20 protein-coding genes are annotated in these 21725 nt (G+C 66.6%); 1 reads left to right on the top strand and 19 read right to left on the bottom strand.

What is annotated here, in order from left to right:
* Window positions 1-29: 29 nt before the first annotated feature.
* The 3 genes from pyrH to L1787_RS19720 all read right to left on the bottom strand — a co-directional run bounded on the left by pyrH (window position 30) and on the right by L1787_RS19720 (window position 2569).
* Window positions 30-749: a UMP kinase gene (gene pyrH, locus L1787_RS19730; protein WP_235710821.1), complete on the bottom strand. Its 720-nt coding sequence runs from the start codon at window positions 747-749 to the stop codon at window positions 30-32.
* Window positions 750-769: 20 nt separating this feature from the next.
* Window positions 770-1693 carry a translation elongation factor Ts gene (gene tsf / locus L1787_RS19725; protein WP_235710820.1) on the bottom strand — a complete coding sequence of 308 codons (924 nt, stop codon included), beginning with the start codon at window positions 1691-1693 and terminating at the stop codon, window positions 770-772.
* A 258-nt stretch (window positions 1694-1951) separates the two neighbouring features.
* A complete protein-coding gene (locus L1787_RS19720) occupies window positions 1952-2569 on the bottom strand; it encodes a carbonic anhydrase (protein ID WP_235710819.1) in 618 nt (205 codons plus the stop codon).
* A gap of 347 nt (window positions 2570-2916) precedes the next feature.
* On the opposite strand from L1787_RS19720, the gene rpsB reads away from it, so the two are divergent.
* Complete coding sequence (gene rpsB / locus L1787_RS19715) at window positions 2917-3810, top strand: 30S ribosomal protein S2 (RefSeq protein WP_235710818.1); 894 nt, start codon at window positions 2917-2919, stop codon at window positions 3808-3810.
* Window positions 3811-3948: 138 nt separating this feature from the next.
* Here the strand turns inward: rpsB and L1787_RS19710 are convergent, their stop codons facing one another.
* The 16 genes from L1787_RS19710 to rpiA form a co-directional block, all read right to left on the bottom strand.
* A complete protein-coding gene (locus L1787_RS19710) occupies window positions 3949-5100 on the bottom strand; it encodes a nitrogen regulation protein NR(II) (protein WP_235710817.1) in 1152 nt (383 codons plus the stop codon).
* Between the two features lie 405 nt (window positions 5101-5505).
* The gene (locus L1787_RS19705; RefSeq protein WP_235710816.1) at window positions 5506-6054 is read right to left on the bottom strand and encodes a hypothetical protein; all 549 of its coding nucleotides are present in this window, start codon (window positions 6052-6054) and stop codon (window positions 5506-5508) included.
* Between the two features lie 137 nt (window positions 6055-6191).
* Window positions 6192-6773 carry a uracil-DNA glycosylase family protein gene (locus L1787_RS19700; RefSeq protein ID WP_235711027.1) on the bottom strand — a complete coding sequence of 194 codons (582 nt, stop codon included), beginning with the start codon at window positions 6771-6773 and terminating at the stop codon, window positions 6192-6194.
* Between the two features lie 68 nt (window positions 6774-6841).
* Window positions 6842-7882 carry a nicotinate-nucleotide--dimethylbenzimidazole phosphoribosyltransferase gene (gene cobT, locus L1787_RS19695; protein WP_235710815.1) on the bottom strand — a complete coding sequence of 347 codons (1041 nt, stop codon included), beginning with the start codon at window positions 7880-7882 and terminating at the stop codon, window positions 6842-6844.
* Window positions 7879-8604 (bottom strand): retropepsin-like aspartic protease family protein, encoded by a 726-nt coding sequence (locus L1787_RS19690; RefSeq protein WP_235711026.1) that lies wholly within the window; start codon window positions 8602-8604, stop codon window positions 7879-7881. The genes cobT and L1787_RS19690 overlap by 4 nt, the downstream gene beginning before the upstream one ends.
* A 60-nt stretch (window positions 8605-8664) precedes the next feature.
* On the bottom strand, window positions 8665-9432 hold the full coding sequence (cobS, locus tag L1787_RS19685; protein WP_235710814.1) for an adenosylcobinamide-GDP ribazoletransferase: 768 nt from the start codon (window positions 9430-9432) through the stop codon (window positions 8665-8667).
* Window positions 9429-10436, bottom strand: a complete 1008-nt coding sequence (gene dusA, locus L1787_RS19680; RefSeq protein ID WP_439648305.1) for a tRNA dihydrouridine(20/20a) synthase DusA — start codon at window positions 10434-10436, stop codon at window positions 9429-9431. The genes cobS and dusA overlap by 4 nt, the downstream gene beginning before the upstream one ends.
* A gap of 130 nt (window positions 10437-10566) precedes the next feature.
* Window positions 10567-12204 (bottom strand): BCCT family transporter, encoded by a 1638-nt coding sequence (locus L1787_RS19675; RefSeq protein WP_235710813.1) that lies wholly within the window; start codon window positions 12202-12204, stop codon window positions 10567-10569.
* 163 nt (window positions 12205-12367) lie between these two features.
* Window positions 12368-12799 (bottom strand): universal stress protein, encoded by a 432-nt coding sequence (locus L1787_RS19670; protein ID WP_235710812.1) that lies wholly within the window; start codon window positions 12797-12799, stop codon window positions 12368-12370.
* Between the two features lie 445 nt (window positions 12800-13244).
* Window positions 13245-14126, bottom strand: a complete 882-nt coding sequence (locus L1787_RS19665) for an SMP-30/gluconolactonase/LRE family protein (RefSeq protein WP_235710811.1) — start codon at window positions 14124-14126, stop codon at window positions 13245-13247.
* 8 nt (window positions 14127-14134) lie between these two features.
* A complete protein-coding gene (gene dxs / locus L1787_RS19660; protein WP_235710810.1) occupies window positions 14135-16033 on the bottom strand; it encodes a 1-deoxy-D-xylulose-5-phosphate synthase in 1899 nt (632 codons plus the stop codon).
* Window positions 16034-16251: 218 nt separating this feature from the next.
* Window positions 16252-16695 carry a baeRF12 domain-containing protein gene (locus tag L1787_RS19655; RefSeq protein WP_235710809.1) on the bottom strand — a complete coding sequence of 148 codons (444 nt, stop codon included), beginning with the start codon at window positions 16693-16695 and terminating at the stop codon, window positions 16252-16254.
* Between the two features lie 28 nt (window positions 16696-16723).
* Window positions 16724-17818, bottom strand: a complete 1095-nt coding sequence (locus L1787_RS19650) for a dipeptidase (protein WP_439648304.1) — start codon at window positions 17816-17818, stop codon at window positions 16724-16726.
* A gap of 93 nt (window positions 17819-17911) precedes the next feature.
* The gene (locus L1787_RS19645; protein ID WP_235710807.1) at window positions 17912-18880 is read right to left on the bottom strand and encodes a TRAP transporter substrate-binding protein; all 969 of its coding nucleotides are present in this window, start codon (window positions 18878-18880) and stop codon (window positions 17912-17914) included.
* Between the two features lie 45 nt (window positions 18881-18925).
* On the bottom strand, window positions 18926-20602 hold the full coding sequence (locus L1787_RS19640; protein WP_235710806.1) for a TRAP transporter large permease subunit: 1677 nt from the start codon (window positions 20600-20602) through the stop codon (window positions 18926-18928).
* 10 nt (window positions 20603-20612) lie between these two features.
* Entirely contained in the window at window positions 20613-21302 is a 690-nt protein-coding gene (rpiA, locus tag L1787_RS19635) for a ribose-5-phosphate isomerase RpiA (RefSeq protein WP_235710805.1), read from the bottom strand.
* Window positions 21303-21725 lie beyond the last annotated feature (423 nt).

Genomic DNA, 21725 nt, shown 5'->3' with positions numbered 1-21725 from the left:
GGCCGGACACGCCGTCCGGCCGCTCGCGATCATTCGCTGACGATCGTGCAGACGCCCTCGCCGCGCGCCACCATAGGAAGCGCACCGACCTCCTGGATCGAAAAGACGACGATCGGCAGGTCGTTGTCGCGCGCAAGCGCGATCGCGGCCGCGTCCATCACGCCGAGATTCTTCGACAAGGCTTCCTGGTGGGTGAGCGTCTCATAGCGCGTCGCGGTCGGATCGCGATTCGGATCCGCCGTGTAGACGCCATCGACCTGCGTGCCCTTCAAGAGCGCGTCGCATCCCATCTCGACCGCCCGCAGCGCGGCCGCGGTGTCCGTCGTGAAGAAGGGATGGCCGGTGCCGGCGGCGAACAGGACGACGCGCCCCTCCGCCATGTGCTGCAACGCACCACGGTGGGTGAAGCGATCGCAGATCACCGGAACGTCGATCGCCGAAAGAACGACCGCCTCTGTGCCGAGCGCACGAAGCTGCGCGGCGACGGCGACGGCGTTCATGACGGTCGCGAGCATACCCATCTGGTCGCCGGCGACGCGGTCCACGGCGGTCAACGCGTTGTTGGCGCCGCGTAGGAAATTCCCGCCGCCGATCACGAGGCCGACTTCACGACCCTGGCGCACGATCTCGACGATCTCGCCGCAGATGCGCTGGAGCGTCGGCTGCGAAATGCCGTAGGCGCCGTCGCCCATCAGCGCTTCGCCCGACACTTTGATCAAAAGCCGGCGCCACTCGGACGCCGGCTTCATACGGGAAGATGCCACTGCGATCAGACGCCGGCTGCCGCCGCGACTTCCGCCGCGAAGTCGGACTCTTCGCGCTCGATCCCCTCACCGAGGGCATAGCGCACGAAGCCGGTCACCGTGATCGGCGCGCCGACATCGGATTCGGCCTCCTTCACGGCCTGCTCCACGGTCTGGTCCTGATTGACCACGAAGGTCTGCTTCAGGAGGCAGACCTCCTCGTAGAACTTGCGCATGCGGCCCTCGACCATCTTCTCGACGATCTGGTCGGGCTTGCCGGAGGCGCGAGCCTGTTCGGCATAGACCGAACGCTCACGCTCCACGGCGTCGGCCGGAAGCTCGTCGGCGTTGAGGGCGAGCGGGTTCACCGCCGCGACGTGCATCGCGATCTTGCGGCCAAGCTCGTTCAGCTTGTCCTTATCGCCCGTCGACTGGAGGGCGACGAGGACGCCGAGCTTGCCGAGGCCGGGGGCAACCGCGTTGTGAAGGTAGGTCGCGACGACGCCGTCCTCGACACCGAGCTCCGCCGTGCGACGCAGCGCGAGGTTCTCGCCGATCGTGGCGACCGCCTCGGTCACTTCCTCGCCGACATTGCGGCCCGTGCCCGGAAAGGGCATCGCCTTCAACTTTTCGACGTCACCGCCAGCGCCGACCGCGAGTTCGGCGACGCTCTTCACGAGCGCCTGGAACGTGTCGTTGCGGGCGACGAAGTCCGTCTCGGAATTGACCTCCACGAGCGCTGCGCGCGGACCGGCATCGACGGCGCCGACCAGACCTTCCGCGGCGACGCGGTCGGCCTTCTTGGCGGCCTTCGACAGGCCCTTCTTACGCAGCCAATCGACGGCCGCTTCCATGTCGCCGCCGGTTTCGTTCAGCGCCGTCTTGCAGTCCATCATGCCGACGCCGGTTTTCTCGCGGAGCGCCTTTACCTGCTGCGCCGTAATCGTCATTGTCTCGTTTTCCCGGGTGCTTGGAATATCGCTAAAAGCCGCTCCCTCTTGGTCGATTGAGCGGCCGGTGTCGAGCCCCGCACGACACTTTACGCCGCTGGACCGTCCCGTCCGGCGTCGTTCGTGGGTGCGATGGCTTGTCGCGCTCACATATGCGAAGGCGCGCCGAATTTAAACCTTTGCCTCACGCAATCCAGGGTTTCCCGCGCAAAGGTGGCGGTTTCGCTGGATTTCGCGCCCGCCTCCCCCGCCGGCCTCTCAGCCCTCGAACCGGCCGCCGGGCTGCACGTCCTTGTGGGTCAGGATCTCGCGCAGGATCCCGTCCTTCAAATCGTAAACACAGCCATGGATCGACAGCGATTGCCCCGCCGCCCAGGCGTTGCGCACGATCGTCGTGTTCGTGATGTTGCGCACCTGCTCGACGACATTGAGCTCGCACAGCCGGTCGACCGCCGCCTCGCCCTCGAGCCCCGCCATTTCCGCGCGGTGCAGGCGGTGAACGAGCCGCAGATGGTTCAGCCAGTTGTCGATCAGGCCGTGATCCTCGTCCGACAGGGAGGCCCGAACGCCGCCGCAGCCATAATGGCCGGTGATGAGGATGTGCTTCACCTTCAGGACTTCCACCGCGAACTGAAGAACCGACAGCATGTTGAGGTCGGACGGGACGACGACGTTCGCGATATTGCGGTGGACGAACACCTCGCCCGGCGGCAGGTCCATGATCTGGTTCGCCGGAACCCGGCTGTCGGAGCAGCCGATCCACAGATAATCGGGCGCCTGCTGCTCGGACAGTCGGATGAAATAGTCCGGATTGATTTCCTTGATGCGATCGGCCCACAGCCGGTTCCGCTCAAAAATCTTCTCGATTTCACACATTTGCCGAAACCTCCGGACACGTCGCGCTCGAACTCTGACGCGGGCCTCACGCGTGACGCGGGCCGCGCCGCGTCTTCGTAGGCTCAGGCGGGATGGCGATCAATTCCAACTTGCATAGGACCTGCGCATAGCTGCCGAGAAGCCGCGATAGGGAATGGCTTCGCGCAAACGCCTTGCCGCCCGAGGCGGGTACGGCACGCGCGGCATGACCGGCGCCCCATCCATCAAGCGTTGCACTTTTCCCGGCAGTGACGTATATGCGCGCCCATCTCACACGCGAGCAGCGGATTTCCGGTGTCCCCGAAGGGACAAGGCTCGCGGAGGATTTCAACCGGATAGGTAAGACCATGGCACTTCCCGATTTCACGATGCGTCAGCTCCTCGAGGCTGGCGTCCACTTCGGTCACCAGACGCACCGCTGGAACCCGAAGATGGAAGAGTACATCTTCGGCGCCCGCAACAACGTCCACATCCTGGACCTTGCGCAGACCGTTCCCCTCCTCCACCAGGCGCTGAAGGCGGTGTCCGACACCGTCGCCAAGGGTGGCCGCCTCCTGATGGTCGGCACCAAGCGCCAGGCGCAGGACGCCGTCGCGCAGTCCGCCGCCGAGTCCGCCCAGTATTATGTGAACGCCCGCTGGCTCGGCGGTATGCTCACCAACTGGAAGACGATCTCCAACTCCATCCGTCGCCTCAACAATCTCGAGGAGATGATGGACGGCGAGGCCCAGGGCCTCACCAAGAAGGAGCGTCTCAACCTCGACCGCGAGCGTGAGAAGCTCGAGCGCAACCTCGGCGGCATCAAGTCGATGGGCGGCGTTCCGGACATCGTGTTCGTGATCGACACCAACCGCGAATCGATCGCCGTGCAGGAAGCCCGCCGCCTCGGTATTCCGATCGTCGCGATCCTCGACACCAACTGCGACCCGGACGGCATCACCTACCCGATCCCGGGCAATGACGACGCCGCCCGCGCGATCACCCTTTATTGCGACCTGATCGCCCGCGCCGCGCTCGACGGTCTGCTCCGCTCGCAGGGCGATTCCGGTTACGACCTCGGCGAGGCCGAAGAGGCCCCGGTCGAGACCGCCATCGTGGAGCCCGCACCGGAAGCCGAGCCGGAAGGTCAGGCCGCTGCCGAGACTGCCGAGGCCACCGAAGGTGGCGCGTCGGTCGAAGAGCTGATGCAGCCGGCCCCCGGCGACGTCGAGACCCCGACCGAAGAAACGCAGCAGGCCTGAGGCCTCCGCGCCGGCTCCGGCCGGCCCGTCCCTCGGACGCACGCGATCGAAAAAAGGCGCCCTCGCGGCGCCTTTTTTGCGTCCGTCGCTCGGTTTGCGCCTGCGGCTCGGCGGCCGGCTGATGGACCGCCGCGCCGTTCAGCCGGTCATGTAAGAGAGGTGGCCAACACGGCGCACGAGATCCACCTCCCGCTCGACGCCGATCTTGCGCATCGCGGCGGCGAAGCAGGCCATCGCCTCGGCCTCGGACAGATCGAGCTTGGCGGCGAGCACATCCATCCGAACGCCCTGATAGACGCCGTGCGCAAGCCGCGCTTCGTTCGGCGACATGTCGAACAGCTCTTCGAGCCGCTTCATGATCTCGATCCGGGACTGGGCCTCGGTCGCCAGATAGACGATCGCCACCGGCGCATCCTCCACCGGGATGAGCGCCCATTGGCGGACCGTATCGACATTGCGGGCCATCGGCACGGCGGTCAGCAGGATCTCCCCGTCGGTGCCGAAATCCTTGAGCCGCGCCGTCGAGAGCCTGGCCCTCGGCGCGAGCGCCGCGCCGAGAAGGTGCTGGATGGTCGCCTCCGCATGAGGTGTGATCCCCCGCAAGCGCCGCGCTCGATCGAGGAATAGGAAGCCACGCCGGAAGAGCCGCTCTGCTGCATCGTTTGCGTTGACGACTCGTCCATTCTTGTCGACCGCGATGGCGCCGACCGACATCGTCGCGATCACCGCGCCGGTTGCCCCGGTGACGCTCTCCGTCATCACGCGCTGGGCGAGTGTGGTCGCCCGCTCGAGCGGCAGCATGATCTGCTTCAACACGTCCGTCAGGCCGTTGTTCATGGCGGCGATGCCGCTGTCCGCCATGTCGAGCGAGAGGGCGAGCACACTTCGGGAGTTGCGGGCGACATTGAGGAGTATGCCGCCCCCGTCGATCCCTTGCGGCTTCATCCATTCGTTGAAGAACGCCCCTTTGGCCACGATCTCGCGCGCAACGAGCTCACGATCGGGGACGAGACGCCCCACGGGCGCGGTGTGAATCAGCGAGTTGTAGGGGTTCGTCGTGTGATAATGGGCGGCATAGCTTTCGAGAAAGCTCTCCTCGACGCCGGCGAGGCCGACAATCCGCTCGTCGCGACCGCCTGTCCCGAAGGTGCGCAGCGCGACGACCGCAGGCCCCTCGCACAATGCCCTGATCCGGTCGGCGACAGTCACCCATCCCGACGGATCGGCAACCGCGCGAAACGCACTTTCCGCGATTGCGTCCACTTCGAACTGGATGTCCAACACGGTCATGCGACCCACTCCGCCACGTCCCCGAGGATCGCCCTTTCGCGACACCGCTTAGGGTTGCCGTCAAATAATTCGCTTTAACATATAAATAAAAGGTGGGCGATCTTGAACAGCTTGGTGCGCACTTGCCCAAAAGATACCCGGTCGATCGACCGATTGCGACCGTAAATTAGAAAATTAGGGGCGCAATATTGATTTAGATCAAAGTCGCTATGCCCATATAAAATAGACGACGATGACGTTTCGGCATAGAGACGCACCGACCAAGGAATTCACTAAAACTGTATTTGCAATTCCTTCAATTGCCGGACAATGGGGATGCGCAACCCCCACGTGCCGACGCACGATGGCGCGCCGGTTCGCGCCATACCGAATCGATGAGCGTCGCATCGACCGAGGTCGATTGGATCAAGGAAGGGGAACGATCCTCATCGGATCCGAAACAGCGTTCCGGTCGCCCGAGGGGACTGGAAATGAGCCATCGAGTGGGCGTGACGCCGCGCGCCGTGTGGTCGGCTGGTAGGCCGCGACGCTCGATCGGCTCGGCATTCTGCGCACGCTGTCGGACGCTGGCGGCGGGGTCAGGAATTGGAGCGCGTTGATATTCTGCTCGCCGTCCTCGCAGGAGACAGACAAGCGGATCGTCGCCCCCTGTTGCTCGGCGACCATCAGCCGGCCCGTCTGATAGAGCCACTTCGCCTGGTCGCGGGGGAAGACATAATTGTTCGACGGGCAGCCGCTCATCGCCACCTGGTCGAGCACCGCCACGGTCGCCGTCTGATCGACCCGCAGGTCGACGATCCGGCCGTCGACGAAATAGCGCTCCGTGTCCCCCGGCATCGCATCGACAGGGGCGACCACGACGGTCTGAGCGGAAACGGCCGACGCCATCAACGTCGCGATCGTGCCACCGAGAAACAGGCCTCTCGTGCGGCTGATGCGTTGCACCAGACCCATCGCTCTCTCCCTCCGCCAAAAATAGGGCAACACCGCCATATTATCGTCCCATTTCATCCAGGGCCAGCGCAGAATCGCGTAACGGGTCAACACATTTAATGCCCGGTTACACAATAGATCCCGCGATCGCCCCTTCCTCAGAGAACAACGCGCACACGTCTGCGCAAATCCGGCACCAGCTCTTCCTCGAACCACGGATTGCGTTTTAGCCACGCATTGTTGCGCCAGGATGGGTGCGGCAGGACGATCCGCGAGCGTGGCGCGGTCCGCTCCGCGATCGCGCGCCAGTCCCGCACGATCTCCGTCATCGGCAGCCGTTTCAGCTCCGGCAGGTGATAGGCGATCGAATGACGCCCGATGCACAGAAACAGCTCGATCGAGGGCAGCGCCGCGAAGAGCCGGTCATGCCAGGTCGCGGCGCATTCCTTGCGCGGCGGAAGATCGCCGCCATTCTTGTCATAGCCCGGAAAGCAAAATCCCATCGGGACGATCGCGATCTTCGCCGCGTCGTAGAAGATGGTTTCGTCGACGCCGAGCCAGGAGCGGAGCCGGACGCCCGACGGATCGAAGAAGGGAAGCCCCGCGATATGCGCCCGATTGCCGGGCGCCTGACTGCAGATCGCGACCCGCGCGGTGCCGGAGAGCTGAAAGATCGGCCGCGGCTCGTGCGCCAACGGGGCGCCCGACGGCGCGTCACGGCAGATGCGGCAGGCGCGGATCCGGCCCGCCTCCGCCTCCCAGGCGGCGGTGACCGCGGCGCCGCCCGCCGTCGCCCGCGCGCGCGGCGTCACACCGGCCCGTCGACCCCGGCATCGGCGAAGGTGCCCATGCCGCTATGGCATGCGGCGGCCGCCTTCACGATCGAGATCGCGAGCGCGGCGCCCGTCCCCTCCCCGAGGCGCATGCCGAAATCGAACAGCGGCACAGCCCCCAGCGCGTCGAGTGCACGCCCGTGCCCGGCCTCTGCCGAGCGGTGGGCGTAGAGGCAATGCGCCGTCGCCTCGGGCGACATCTTGTGGACCACCGCGGCCGCCGACGTCGCGACGAAGCCGTCGACGATGATCGGCACGTTCTGGCTTCGGGCGGCGAGGATCGCACCGACCATCGCCGCAATCTCCCGGCCGCCGGCCCGCTGCAGGATCACGAGCGGATCGCTCTCCCCGTCGAGCCGCTCGACCACCCGGTCGACGGCCTTGATCTTGCGCGCCAGCGCCTCGCCCGCGACGCCGGTTCCGGCGCCGCACCAGTCCGCCCCCGATCCGCCGAACAACGCTGCGAAGAGCGCCGCCGCGACGGTCGTGTTGCCGATCCCCATCTCGCCGAGCGCCAGACAGTCGACGCCGTTCGCGATCGCTTCGAGGCCGAAGGCCATCGTTGCGGCGGCCTCCCGGTCGGACTTGAACGCATCCTCGACGGCGATGTTGCCGGACGGCACCTCGACCGCGAGGTCGAAGGCCGACAAACCGATCCCCGCGGCGGCGCAGATCTGGTTGATCGCCGCCGTGCCTTCGCGGAAGCCGTTCAGCATCTGCGCGTTGACCGAGGCGGGAAAGGCCGAGACCCCCTCCACCGTCACCCCATGGCTCGCCGCGAAGACGACGACGCGCGGGCGCTCGACCTTCGGCGGGGCGAGGCCGGTGACGGCGGTCAGCCATTCGGCGAGCTCTTCGAGGCGGCCGAGCGAGCCGGCCGGCTTGGTGAGCGCTGCCTCACGCGCCCGCGTCGCCGCGAGGGCGGCGGCGTGATTGGGGCCGGGCGCGAACGCCAGCTTGCGGAAATCGGCGAACGGCGAAATGTCGCTCGTCGTGTCGGAAGAGGATGAAGTCATGGATTGAGAACCAAACGGTCGCGTCGCACCTCGTACCCGTCGAGGCGGTTGAGAAAGGTCATGCCGAGGAGGCTGTGGTCGAGATCGTGGGGCTTGGCAACAGCCGCGCGCACATCGTTGACCCGAATGTCGCCGATCTGGATCTCACCGAGGCGGACGGGGGCCACCTCGGTCATGCCGCTCGCGGTGGTGACGGGAATGCGGAAGTCGAGCTGATCGACATCGAAACCGGCGCGCGCGGCATCCTCCGAGGAGAGGACCACCGTGCTCGCCCCGGTGTCGAAAAGGAAGCGCACCGGCGCACCGTCGACCGCGCCGTCGAGCACGAAATGGCCGCCATAGGAGCGGTGGACGATGACGTTGCCCCCCTGATTGACCGCAACGCCCGGCACGAGGACGGCGACCATCTCCCGCCCCGCCATCTCGATCGGCCCGCGATAGCCGTAGAGCGCGACGAGGGCGAGGATCGCGACGAGCCAGATGGCCGCCGAGCGGATGATGTGCGGAATCCCAATCCGGCGCATTCCGAAGAGGATCACCAGGAACACGATCAGAAGGATGATGAGCTTCACCATCCGCGGGGCGGTGTTGTCGATCTCGATCGGGGGGACGCTTTGCGCGAACGCCGTGCCGGCAAAACAGGCGAGGACGCCGAACCCGGCCACGAGCCGCGTCAGAACGGCGAATGCGGTTTGCGGCGTCACCGGCAGCGTGTTGCGCATCAAGGTCGAGAGCCCTCCGCTCGAGTTCGATCGGGCCCGTGAGAGCCCCGACGGAGCGCTCTAGGCTCCCAGCCAGATAATGATCGTCGCGAGGTATGCCAATTCGCCTGCGACGACGGCGGCACCGATCACGTCCCCGGTATGGCCGCCGATCTTGCGCTCGGCAAGACGCGCCGCGCCGATCGCGACGACGGCCGAGACGATGCCGGCAACGACGAAGCCGAAGATCGTCTGCCAGATGGTGAGCGCCGCCGTCACCAGGATGCCGAGCACCAGCGCCGTGCGGAAGACGCTGCCGCGGGGCCGGCCGATCGTGCGGGCGATCCCGTCCTCGCGTGCGTGCGGCAGCCCGACCCAGGGATAGAGTGCGACGGTCCGCCCCGCGACCGCCCCGGCGAGAACGATGCACATCGCCGCGCCGGTGCCCTCGGCGAGCGCCGCTTCGACGAGCGCGACCTTGGCGAGGACCGCCATCATCAGCGCGAGCACGCCGTAGGTGCCGAGGCGGCTGTCGCGCATGATTTCGAGCCGGCGCGGATGGGTGTGGCCACCCCAGAAACCGTCGAAACAGTCGGCAAAGCCGTCTTCGTGGAGGCCGCCGGTGGCGATTAGACCCGCTGCCACGGCAACGATCGCCGTGAAGAGCGGCGGCGCGCCGAGGCTTGCGGCGATCCCGAGCCCGAGCGCCGCCGGCAGCGCGATCACGAGGCTCGCAATGGGAACGATCCACACCGCTTCGGCAAGGTTGATGCCGTGCCGGATCGGGGGAACGGGAAGACGGGAATAAAACCCGACGACCACCGTCAGGTCGTCACGCCAGGATCTCATGCAGCGACGCTCTCACCTGCGGCCGCGCGCCGGATGCGCGCCCGCTCCGCCTCGATTTCGATCGCATCGATCGCCCCGGTCAGCACCGCCGGCGTGGCGTCGCCGAGCGTGTCGACCGTGAGCGTACGGCGATAGGCGCGGGCACCGGGCTCACCATGAAAGAGGCCGAGCATGTGGCGCGTGATGGCCGCGAGCCGGCCGCCCGCCGCCACCCACGCCTCTCCATAAGGCACCATCGAGCGGGCGACGCGGATGCGGTGGGCGAAAGACCCCTCCCCGTCGATCCCGGCGAGCGCCACGAGGATCCCCGGCCGCTGGTAGGCGGCGCGGCCGATCATCACCCCGTCGACCCGCGCGGCCGCCTCGCGCACCGCCTCGACCGTGCCGATACCGCCATTGATGCCGACGAACGTGTCGAGCCGGGCATGGAGCCGGTGGACGCGGTCATAATCGAGCGGGGGGACATCCCGGTTCTGGGCCGGCGAGAGGCCTTCGAGCCAGGCCTTGCGGGCATGGACCCAGATCGCCGACACGCCCGCCGCGACCGCACGGTCGGCGACGGCGTCGAGCGCCTCTTCCGGGTCCTGATCGTCGACCCCGATGCGGCATTTGAGGGACACCGGAAGCCCGCCCTCCCCCATCGCGGCGAGGCATTCGCCGACGAGCGAGGGCTCGCGCATCAGGCAGGCACCGAAGCGCCCGCCCTGAACGCGGTCGGACGGGCAACCGACATTGAGGTTCACCTCGTCATAGCCCCAATCGGCGGCGATCCGGCTCGCGGCGGCGAGCTCGGCCGGATCGCTTCCGCCGAGCTGGAGGACGAGCGGCTTTTCCTCTTCGGCGAAACCGAGAAGCCGCTCGCGATCCCCATGCAGCACCGCCTTCGCCGTCACCATCTCGGTGAAGAGGCGAAGCGCGGGGTTCAGCCGGCGATGGAAGACGCGGCAGTGCCGGTCCGTCCAATCCATCATCGGCGCGACAGCGATGGGCGGCAAATCATTCATCGGGGCGCAAATGGCCACGATGGGCGCCCGTTCGCAACCCTTTGTGCGACGGGGTTGGGGATTTGAGCCGATGACAGCCCGAACGGACCGTCGCGCCGCGCGGAAAAGCGCCGCGCGGCGCGTATCGGCCTCAGCGGGGCTCGCTCATCAGCCCTTTCACGATGGTGTAGCAGGCGAGAAGCAGCACGATCGCGAACGGGAAGCCCGTCGACACCGCCATCGCCTGCAACGCGCCGAGCCCGCCGCCGAGCAGCAGGACGACCGCGACCAGCCCCTCGAAGGTGCACCAGAAGACGCGCTGGCTCACCGGGGCGTTGATCTTGCCGCCGGCGGTGATCGTGTCGATCACGAGGGAGCCGGAATCGGACGAGGTCACGAAGAAGACGATCACGAGGATCACGCCGACGAGCGAGGTGATCGCCGAGAGCGGCAGGCCTTCCAGCATGACGAAGAGCTTCAGTTCGAGCGCCGCATCCGCGATCTCCGTGAGGCCGGCATTGTTGATCAGCGTGATCGCCGTACCACCGAACACCGTCATCCACAGGACCGACACGATCGAGGGAATGACGAGGACGGCGATGATGAACTCACGCACCGTGCGGCCACGGCTGACGCGGGCGATGAACATGCCGACGAACGGCGACCAGGAGATCCACCAGGCCCAATAGAACGAGGTCCAGCCCTGGCGGAAATTGTCGTCCGCCCGGCCGAACGGGTTCGACAGCGGGATGAGATCCTGCGCGTAGGCGGCAAGGTTCGCACCGAAGCCGGTGAGGATGCCGATGGTCGGCCCGACGAGGAGGACGAACAGGAGCAGCACGGCGGCGAGCGCCATGTTGATTTCCGACAGCACCTTCACGCCGCCATCGAGGCCGCGCAGCACCGAATAGGTCGCGACGCCGGTGATCGCACAGATGAGGATGATCTGGGTGTTGATGCCGCCCGGAATACCGAACACGAAATTGAGGCCCGCCGAGGCTTGTTGCGCGCCATAGCCGAGCGAGGTCGCCAGGCCGAAGAGCGTCGCGAGGACGGCGAGAATGTCGATGATATGGCCCGGCCAACCCCACACCCGCTCGCCGAAGATCGGGTAGAACATCGACCGGATGGTGAGCGGCAGACCCTTGTTGAAGGTGAAGAGCGCGAGCGCCAGCGCCACCACGGCATAGATCGCCCACGGATGGAGACCCCAGTGGAAGATCGTCGCCGCCATGCCGAGACGCCGCGCGGCCTCCGGGTCCTCGAGCGCACCGCCAAGCGGGGCCCAGTCGGTCCGCAATCCGCCCTCTTCGGTGATGCCGCCGAGGGACGAGGTGTAATGCGAGATCGGCTCCGACACGCCGAAGAACATGAGACCGATGCCCATGCCCGCGGCGAACAGCATCGAGAACCAGCCGATATAATTATAATCCGGCGTCGCGTCCTTGCCGCCGAGGCGCACCGAGCCGAGCGGGCTCAGAACGAGGCCGATGCAGAGGATCACGAAGACGTTGCCGGCGAGCAGGAAGAACCAGTCGAAATTGGACGTCAGCCAGGTCCGCATCGCCTCGAAGGCGTCACCGGCGCTATCGTGGAAGACGAGGGAAAAGATCACGAAGAGCGTGATGACGATGGCGGAGGTCGCGAAGACGGGGTTGTGGATGTCGAACCCGAGCGGCCCGAGTTTGGGTTGGATATTGTCCTGACCGATTTCGTAATCGGTCTCGATCAAATCCACATCGCCTTCGGGGGGCGGGATGAGATCCTCGGCTGGTGTGTCCACCGACATGGTTGATGTCCTTCGTCTTGGGTCGTGTCAGGCGTTGTGTTCGGTGCCGCATGAAGCGCGGCCGGCGCGCTGGAGACGGGCGATCGTGCGTCGTCGGCGCCCGTCCCCGGTCCGCGTCGTGTCGTGTCGAGTGGCGACATGCTCCATGCCGCCGGACCGCGGTCTAACGGACGAGGAAAACCGACGCGTTCGTATGGGACGCGAGGTTTTCTCCGTGGCTCGGCCAAAATCGGTCGAAAAATCCGGGAACGTGCGAGGCCATCACCACGAGATCGCCGCCGACTTCGGCGACGGCCCGCGGCAGGTACTGATCGATATCGATGCTGGGATCGTGGCTCGTGAACGCCTTCGACGTCGCCGGATGGCCGCGTCGCCCGGATTCGGACGTCGTGAACGCCTTGAGCTTGGCGACATACTCGTCCGGATTGTGGGCGACCGTGGTCGGAACCGTCGGCGTCACCCCGACATAAATCAGCTCGGCTTCGAACAACTTCCCAAGATTTGCAGCAACATCGAGCGCTTTTGACAGTTTATCGATGTGCTCCAAATCGACGGGCACGACAATTTTCTTGTACAACTTCTGTATCCTCAGCAACTTGAGGCGAATTCTTTGCGAAATGTCCCGAATGAGGAGACGGGACCGCCATCACGCGGACCGCGCGCAGCGCGGTCCATTCGCGCACATACATGCTTCGCGGAAATGGCACAGACCAATCCTAGCACGAAATACTCGGCGCTGTTGAGCCCCTAACATTCGATGGAATTGCGAGCCCGTCATCGTTGAAGTTTCGCAGCCGCATGGCCTCCTGTCGGCGGCGCGTGTGGCCTCAATAAACGGGCATTCGCTGAAAATGATGGGGATAGGGCCGAACGATGTGCCATGAGGGCGAAAGAATACGATCGCCGCCTCGGAAACATCCGAAAATGATCGCGATGTGTCCGCCCCACATCGCAATTCAAACAAAAAATCGCCCGCCGGACGGCGGGCGATTGAATGACGCGTCGGCAAATGTCGCCGGAATGCGGGACGTCGGCGGATCTCAGCCGGCGAAACGCGCGGCCGGTACGCCGCCGACGGGAAGGCCGGTCACCGCGAAGAGGCTGCCGGCCTGCGGTTGTTCCGTCCCCTCGGTCTGACCGATGCCGATGGAGGTGACGAAGAGGGTCGCGAGATCAGGCCCGCCGAACATCGGCTTCGACGGGCGCTCGACCGGCATGTCGATGATCATGTCGATCTCGCCGCGCGGCGTCAGACGCACGAGTTGCCAGCCCCCGACACCGGCCATCCAATAGCATCCGTCGGCGTCGACCGTGCCGCCATCGGGACGCCCGGCGACCTCGCGCGTGTCGAAGAAGACGCGGCGGTCGGTCGGCATTCCGGTATCGATATCGTAGTCGCACGCCCAGATGGTGCGGACATCGGGGTGGGAGTCGGACAGATACATCGTCGACCCGTCCGGCGAGAAGGCGAGGCCGTTGGTGGTGTAGACGCCGTCGAGCCAGCGCGTCACGGAATGATCGGGATTGAAGCGCCAGAAGGCAGCCTCGGCCCGCTGGGGGCGCATCATCCCGAAGGAGCCCAGCCACCACCGGCCTTGCCGGTCGGTCACGCAGTCATTGAAGCGGTTATCGGGCCGGTCGGCCTCGGGATCGGCGATCTTCACCCGCGCCTTGGTGTCGAAATCGTAGGTGTAAATGCCGGATTCGGTCCCGATGACGAGACCGCCCGCCTCGCGGACCGCAATCGCGGCGACCTTCTCGCCGACATCGTGCGGGGCGAGCCCTCTGCCGGCGGCCGGGTCGTAGCGATGGAGGAGGCCGCCGTCGATATCGGCCCAATAAAGGAGCCCGTCGGCAACGTCCCACACCGCGCTCTCGCCCAGCAGCGAGCGCGTATCGTCCACGCATTCAATTGTCGTCATGGGTTCTCTCAGGCTCTGTGGGCGACGGCCTCGACGCCGAGCGCGGCGAGCGCCGTCGCGACGATACCCGCCGCATCGAGGCCGGCCGCGGCGTACATCACCTCCGGCTTGTCCTGATCGATATAGGCGTCGGGCAATGTGAGCGGCCGCACCTTCAAGCCGCGATCGAGCGCCCCTTCACGGGCAAGAAGGGTGAGGACATGGCTGCCGAAGCCGCCGATCGAGCCCTCTTCCAGCGTGATCAGCACCTCATGCTCGCGCGCCAGGCGCAAAATCAGGTCGCGATCGAGCGGCTTGGCGAAGCGGGCATCGGCGACCGTCGCGGAAAGACCGCGATTGCCGAGATCTTCCGCCGCCTGGAGTGCCTCGCCGAGCCGCCCCCCGAAGGACAGAATGGCGATCGAGTTGCCTTCCCTGAGGATGCGACCCTTGCCGATCTGAAGCGGCTCGCCGAACTCGGGCATCTCGACGCCGATCCCCTCCCCGCGCGGATAGCGGAAGGCGATCGGACCGTCGTCATAGCGCGCGGCGGTCGTCACCATGTGGACGAGCTCGGCCTCGTCGCCCGCCGCCATCACCACCATGTCGGGCAGGCAGGCGAGATAGGCGACATCGAACGAACCGGCATGCGTCGACCCGTCGGCGCCGACAAAGCCCGCCCGGTCGATCGCGAAGCGAACCGGCAGTTTCTGGATCGCCACATCGTGGACGACCTGATCGTAGCCGCGCTGCAGGAAGGTCGAGTAGATGGCGCAGAACGGGCGCATCCCGCCGGCGGCAAGCCCGGCCGCGAAGGTGACGGCGTGCTGCTCGGCGATCCCCACGTCGAAGGTCCGCTCGGGAAACACCCTCTCGAAGAGGTCGATGCCGGTGCCGGAGGGCATCGCGGCGGTGATGCCGACGATCTTGTCGTCCTTGCGGGCCTCTTGGACGAGCGTGTTGCCGAACACCTTGGTGTAGCTCGGCGCGTTCGACTGGCCCTTGGCCTGCTGCCCGGTGATGACGTCGAATTTCGAGACGCCGTGATACTTGTCGCTCGAGCTTTCGGCCGGCTTATAACCCTTGCCCTTCTGCGTCACGACATGGACGAGGACGGGCTTGTTGTCGGCATCGCGCACGTTGCGCAGCACCGGCAGAAGGTGATCGAAATTGTGCCCGTCGATCGGGCCGACATAATAAAAGCCGAGCTCCTCGAAGAGCGTGCCGCCCATCGTGATGCCCTTGGCGAACTCTTCGGCCCGCGCGGCGCCCCGCTCCACGAAACGCGGCAGGCGGCGAACGAGACCTTTGAGCGCCTCGCGCATCGTCGTGTACGGCTCGCCCGAGGCGAGGCGCGCGAGATAGGCGCTCATCGCCCCCACCGGCGGCGCGATCGACATGTCGTTGTCGTTGAGGACGACGATCAGCCGGGCATCGCGCGCGCCGGCATTGTTCATCGCCTCATAGGCCATACCCGCCGACATCGCGCCGTCGCCGATGACCGAAATCACCTCGTTGTTGCCGCCCTGGAGGTCGCGCGCCGTCGCAAAGCCGAGACCGGCCGAGATCGAGGTCGAGGAATGGGCCGCGCCGAACGGGTCGTAAGGGCTCTCGGAGCGCTTGGTGAAGCCGGACAGGCCGCCGCCTTGGCGCAGCGTCGTCATCCGCTCGCGCCGGCCGGTCAGGATCTTGTGCGGATAGCACTGATGGCCGACGTCCCAGATCAGCGTGTCGCGCGGGGTATCGAAAATATAATGGAGCGCGATCGTCAGCTCCACGACACCGAGGCCGGCACCGAGATGCCCGCCGGTCTGGGAGACGATTTCGATCAGCTCCTGGCGCAACTCGTCCGCCAGAGGACGCAAGTCCGCCTCGGACAAAAGCCGCAGATCCCTAGGGGAATTTACCCGGTCCAGAAGCTCACGCACGGTTTGCCCTTCGTTCTTGTCTCTTGCACAGAGGATAAATTCTGCATCCGTCGAATCAACCGCAGTGCAACGCTTGCCGTTTCCGGTGGGCGTCGAGATTCGCCGTCGAACCCTACATACGGCCCGAACCCGTGTTTAGAACGAATGAAAGCCGCGGCGATAGAGCCGCGACCTTCCGATTTGTTTCAAATCGTGTACCAAAAGGCCGAAAAGGCGCGTCAATGTGACGTCAATGCCTTCTCGATTTCGTTCACGGGATGATTGGTCAGCTCCTTCGGCACGTCGAAGAGGATGCGCTCGGACACTTCTTTGTGAAGCGCCTTGCGGAGTTCGCCGAGAACCTGCGGCGGCGCCGCAACCACGAGGTGACGATACTGCCCCTTGTGCGCGGCCTTGTAGAGACGTTCGGCGATGTCCTTGGCGAACCGCTCCTTTTCGAGGCGGTGCCAATCCGCCTCTTCCACCGCGCTCGAATGATGGCCCGGACCGTCCTTCAAGCGGCCCGGCGCGTCGGTGCCCTGCTCACGCGTCGAGGGGTTGGATTGCTCCATCGTGCGGACCACGACGAGGTTGGGATACACCTCGTCTCCCTCGTTTTTCAGAAACAGCGCCTTTTCGCCGTCGCCGACCATGACCCAAGCGTCGGCTGGTAATTTCGTCATCGAAAAAGCCTCCCGTGTTGGCGCAAGGTCAACTGGTGAGTGGCTCGGCCGTTCCAGTCGACCTTGCGGCAATTCGCTGCGTTCTGGCGAGAACGTCGAGCCAGTTGCGGTAGGCGATCTGGTCGATCAGATCGTCGCCATAACCGGCCGCCGCCATCGCCGCGACGAGGTTTTGAAGCCCGGACGCATCGCCGATCGCCGCCGGGATCAAGGCGCCGTCGAAATCCGAACCGAACGCGACACCGCGCGGCCCGAGCTTTTCGAGCATGTGGTCGAGGTGCCGCGTCATCGTCGAAAGCGGCGTCTCGACGGAGCGCTGGCCGTCCTCGCGCAGGAAGAAGGTCGCGAAATTGAGCCCGACCACGCCTTCGCTGTCGCGGATCGCGTCCATCTGCGCATCCGTGAGGTTGCGGGACACCGGGCAGATCACGTGAGCATTGGAATGGGTCGCGACGATGGGCGCATCGGACACGCGCACGACGTCCCAAAAGCCCTTTTCGTTCAGATGGCTGACGTCGACCATGACGCCGAGCGCGTTGCAGGCCTTCACCAGCGCGACGCCGCGCTCGGTGAGCCCGTCGCCGATATCGGGCGTCGCGGGAAAGCGGAAGGGTACGCCGTGGCCGAAGATGGTCGGCCGGCTCCAGACGAGACCGATCGAGCGGACACCCGCGGCATGAAGGACATCGAGTTCGTCGAGATCGGGGCCGATCGCCTCGGCGCCCTCGAGGTGGAGCATCATCGCGAACGCCTCGTCCGCGGCGGCGGCGGCGATCTCATCGGCGGTCCGGCAGATTTTGACCGCGCCGTCAGACGCGCGTTCGACGCGGAAGGCAACCGCGAGCTGGGCGAGCGTCACGTCGAGCGCCCGCTCCCTGCCGAGCGCGGCGAGAGGCGGCGCTTCGATCCGCCCATCCGCGCCCGGCGCGCGCCGCTCTTGCGGCGCGCGTGGGGCATCGGGCACGAATGTCGCGAAAAGGCCGCCTTTCAGCCCACCTCGCCGTGCACGCAAGAGATCGACGTGCCCGTCGTCACCGCCCTCCAAAAAGCGCCGCCCGGTGCGGTCACGCTGCCATAGGCGAAGGAGCACATCATTGTGCCCGTCGAAGATTCGTTGCGTCACGGGCGGTCCCATCAATCCCTATCTTATGATTGGGATGTGGCGGCGCCCCCCCGCAACGTCAACGTTTCGCCGAATTGGGATGCTGGCAGGCCCTCAGCGCGCCTCGCGGATCGCTTCGAGCACCGCGAGCGCGTTCGGGTCGCCGAGCTCGGCCACATAATCGTCGACGAAGGGTGCGACCGCCGCCCGCCAGACCGACTGGTCGACCTCGATCAGCTCCGCCCCCTGGTCGAGCGTCGCCTCCATGGCCGCATCCTGTTCGGCCGCGGCGAGTTCGTTGAAGTGGGCGGCGGCCTCCTTGGCGGCGCGGTCGAAGAGCGCGCGGTCCTCCTCGCTGAGCCCGTCCCAGAAGGCGACGTCGAAATAGACGACGCCGACGGCCCAGATGTGCGCCGTTTCGGTCAGCACCGGGGCGACCTCGAAGAGCTTCAACGCGTCATAGCCGGACTTCGTCATGTCCATAGCGTCGACGACACCGTTGGAGAGCGCCGTGTAGGCTTCGGTGATCGGCAGCGCCGTCGGGTTGGCGCCGAGAAAGCGCCACAGCGCGACGTGAAGATCGCTCTGGAGGACGCGCATCGTGAGGCCGGAGACATCCTGCGGATCGGCGAGCGGACGGTCCGACAGGAGGTGACGCGAGCCGAAGATGATGAAGGCCGGCACCTCGAAGCCTTCCGCCCGATAGGCGGCCTTCAGCCGATCGCCGACGGGCCCGGCGAGAACGCGCTCGATCTCCTCCGGTCCGTCGAACAGGAAGGGCAAGTCGAGGACGGCCCCCTCCGGCACCCAGGTGGTGAGGTTGGCGATGGTCGATTCAGCGCCGGTGATCGCGCCGAGGCGGATCGCCTCGGCCTCCTCCTTTTCGCCGCCGAGCGCGCCGTTGGTGGTGATCGTGACGCGATAGGCGTCGGGGCGCTCGGCCTCGAGGATCTCCGCGAAACGGACCCAGAGCTGGGTCTGCGGCTTGTCCTGCCCGTATTGGGAGGCGAGCGTGATGGGCGCTTGGGCCGAAGCGGTGCCGGCGGCAAGGCTCAGGCAGATCGTGACAGCGAGACGTATCATTTTTGGGATCCAATCACTTGGGTCTCATGGATTTCGGCGCCTCCTCTAGAGGGTCTTCACGAGTCCGACCGTCAAGGCCGGCACGAGAAGGAGGACCCCCACCGCGAGAACGAGAGCGGCGAAATAGGGAATGAGCGCACGATAGACGCCGCGCGCCTTGGTGATGTCTTTGACGACGAGGACGAGGACGCCCACCGGCGGCGTGAGACCGCCGAGAAGGAGCGCCGTCGTGAGGACGAGCGTCGCATGGATCGGGTCGAACCCGGCGGCGACCGCGGCCGGCAACAGGACCGGAAGCATCAGAAGAATCGCCGCGCCGACATCGAGCACCGTGCCGATGAGGATGCAGAGCCCTGCGGCGGCGAGGAGGACGAGGAGCGCCGGTCCGGCGGGCAGGAAGGCCGCTGCCTTGAGGCCGCTCGTGGCGAAGAGGAAGCCGATCGGTGTCGCCGCACCGATCAGGAAGGCGACGCGCCCGGTCTGCACCGCCGCCTCGGAGATCGCCGCCAAGAAGGCGCCGAGCCCGCGAAAGGCCGCGGCGAAGGCGGCCGCGATGAAGACCGCGAGAAGCCCCGCCTCCACCGCCGTCACGATGCCGAGGCGGAGGCCCCCGAGGACCACGATCGCGATCGCGACCGGCGGCAGGACGCCGAGGAGCGCGTCGCGCCCCCTCACCGGCTCGGCCTCCACGGTCTCAGCGGCGGGTTGGGGCGGGGTCAGGCGCACGGCGATCCACAGCGCTGCCGTGAGGGTGAGCCCCGCGCCGACGCCCGCGAGCCACAATGCGCCGACCGACTGGTCGGTCGCCGCAGCGGCCAAAAGGAGCGCGATCGACGGCGGCAGGACATTCGGAAGGACCGAGGAGGCCGCGGTGATCGCCGCGGCACGGCCCGGCCGATAACCCGCCGCCACCATGCCGGGAACGAGGAGCCGCGCGCCAAGGGCGGCGTCCGCGATGCTCGATCCCGAGACGCCGCCGAAGAGGAGGCTCGTCACCACGTTCGCCTCGCCGAGCGCGCTCGCCCGGCGCTGCGCGATCCATCGCGCGGCGACCACCATGCGCGCGCCGATCCCGCCCGCCACCATCAACGCGGCGGCGAACACGAAGAGCGGGATCGCGAGGAGGACATAGGGCGAGAGGCCGCGCATCACGCTCTGCGCCATCGCGGCGTCGGAGAGCGGCCCCGGCGCGAGCGCAGCGCCGGCGACGAGTGCGAGCGCCACCGGCACCTCGAAGGCAAGCGCCAGGGCGAAGACGGCGAGCGCCACCCAAAGCGGCAGTTGCGGCAGCGGCAGAAGAACGAGCGCCGCCCCCGCGAGACCGGCGAGCGCGAGCCACGGCCCGCCGCGCAACAACGCCACCGCGAAGCCGAGCGCCGTCAGCGCCGCGGCGACATGATAGCGCCAGGCGGTCGGGATGCCGAGAACCGCCTCCACCCCGCCGACACGCTCCCCCGCCGAGAGGAGACCGGCAAGGAGGGTGGCGAAGACGAAGCCGAGAATCACCTGCCCCGGCCAACGCCGCCGGCCCGGCGCCGAGGTCGCGAGCGTTGCGAGGGAGGCGAAGGCGAGCGCCGGCAGCGCCCATTGCGCGACGAGGCTCGCGCCGACGATCGGCAAGGCGAACGTCCGCGCCACCACGTTGGTCGTCAGCGCGAGGACGATGATGCCGAGAAGCAGCGAGGCCGTCAGGTGCGACAGGAAGCGCAGGCGGTCCGCCATGGGCTCCATATCAGGGGGTACGCGTCAGCCTGGTCACGCCCTCGGGCCCCGCGATGAGGACCTCTTCGGCCAACCCGACGAAGAGACCATGCTCCACGACGCCGGGGATCGGTGAGAGGAGATCCGCCACGGCCCGCGCATCGGCGATCGCCTCGAGCGGGCAATCGAGGATATAATTTCCATTGTCCGTCACCAGCGGCCCGCCTTCGGCCATCCGAAGAACGGGGGTGACGCCGAGGCCCGTCGCGATCGCGGCGGATGCGGCCGCCCATCCGAAGGGGACCACCTCGACCGGAAGCGGGAAGCGGCCGAGCCGCTCGACGCGCTTGGACGCGTCGACGATCATCACGAATCGGTCGGCAATGGTGGCTGCGATCTTTTCGCGCAGCAGGCACGCGCCGCCGCCTTTAATGGCGGACAGGTCCGCATCGACCTCGTCCGCCCCGTCGACCGCGAGATCAAGCCGGGTCGGCGCGTCGGCGGACATCATGTCGGCGAGCGGAATGCCGGCGGCGCGGGCGGCCTCCTCGGTGGCCTTCGAGGTCGCGATCGCCGGCGGCAGGGTGAGACCCGAGGCGACGCGCCGTCCGAGCGCTTCGACGTACAAGAGCGCCGTCGATCCCGAGCCGAGGCCGAGCCTCATTCCGGGCTTCACCATCGCGGCGGCCGCTTCGGCCACCTGGCGTTTCGCCTCCGACATGTCCCCTCCTCTCGCGCATCGTCCACGGCATGATCGCGATGCGTCTCTTATCCGCGCGTCGCGCGTTTCCCCTCATAGCGTCATCCGGGGGGAAAGCTTAAGACTGACTTGTGCAAGGCTGGCGTGCGCACAGTGGCCAGCACGTCCCAGGACACCAAGTGACGTTGGAGTGTGGCGCAAATTCCGCTACGACGCCTCGCGGCCACGTTCGGCCTCTCCGCCCGACCCTCGTGTCCTAATCACGGAACAGATCGCCAAGCGATGCGGCTCATTCTACACATCGGATCGACGAAAACCGGCAGCTCCGCCCTTCAGGCGACGTTGAACGCACGTCGTGACCAGCTCGCCGAAGCCGGCGCCCTCTACAGCGCGCATGGTGTTGCCGCCGGGGCCCACCATCTCCTCGCCGCGTCAATTCATCCC

Origin of the sequence: Acuticoccus kalidii, assembly GCF_021556395.1 — a bacterium.
Taxonomy (GTDB): Bacteria; Pseudomonadota; Alphaproteobacteria; order Rhizobiales; family Amorphaceae; genus Acuticoccus; species Acuticoccus kalidii.
The sequence above is the reverse complement of the archived record's forward strand: the minus strand, read 5'-3'. Positions and strand labels throughout refer to the sequence as shown.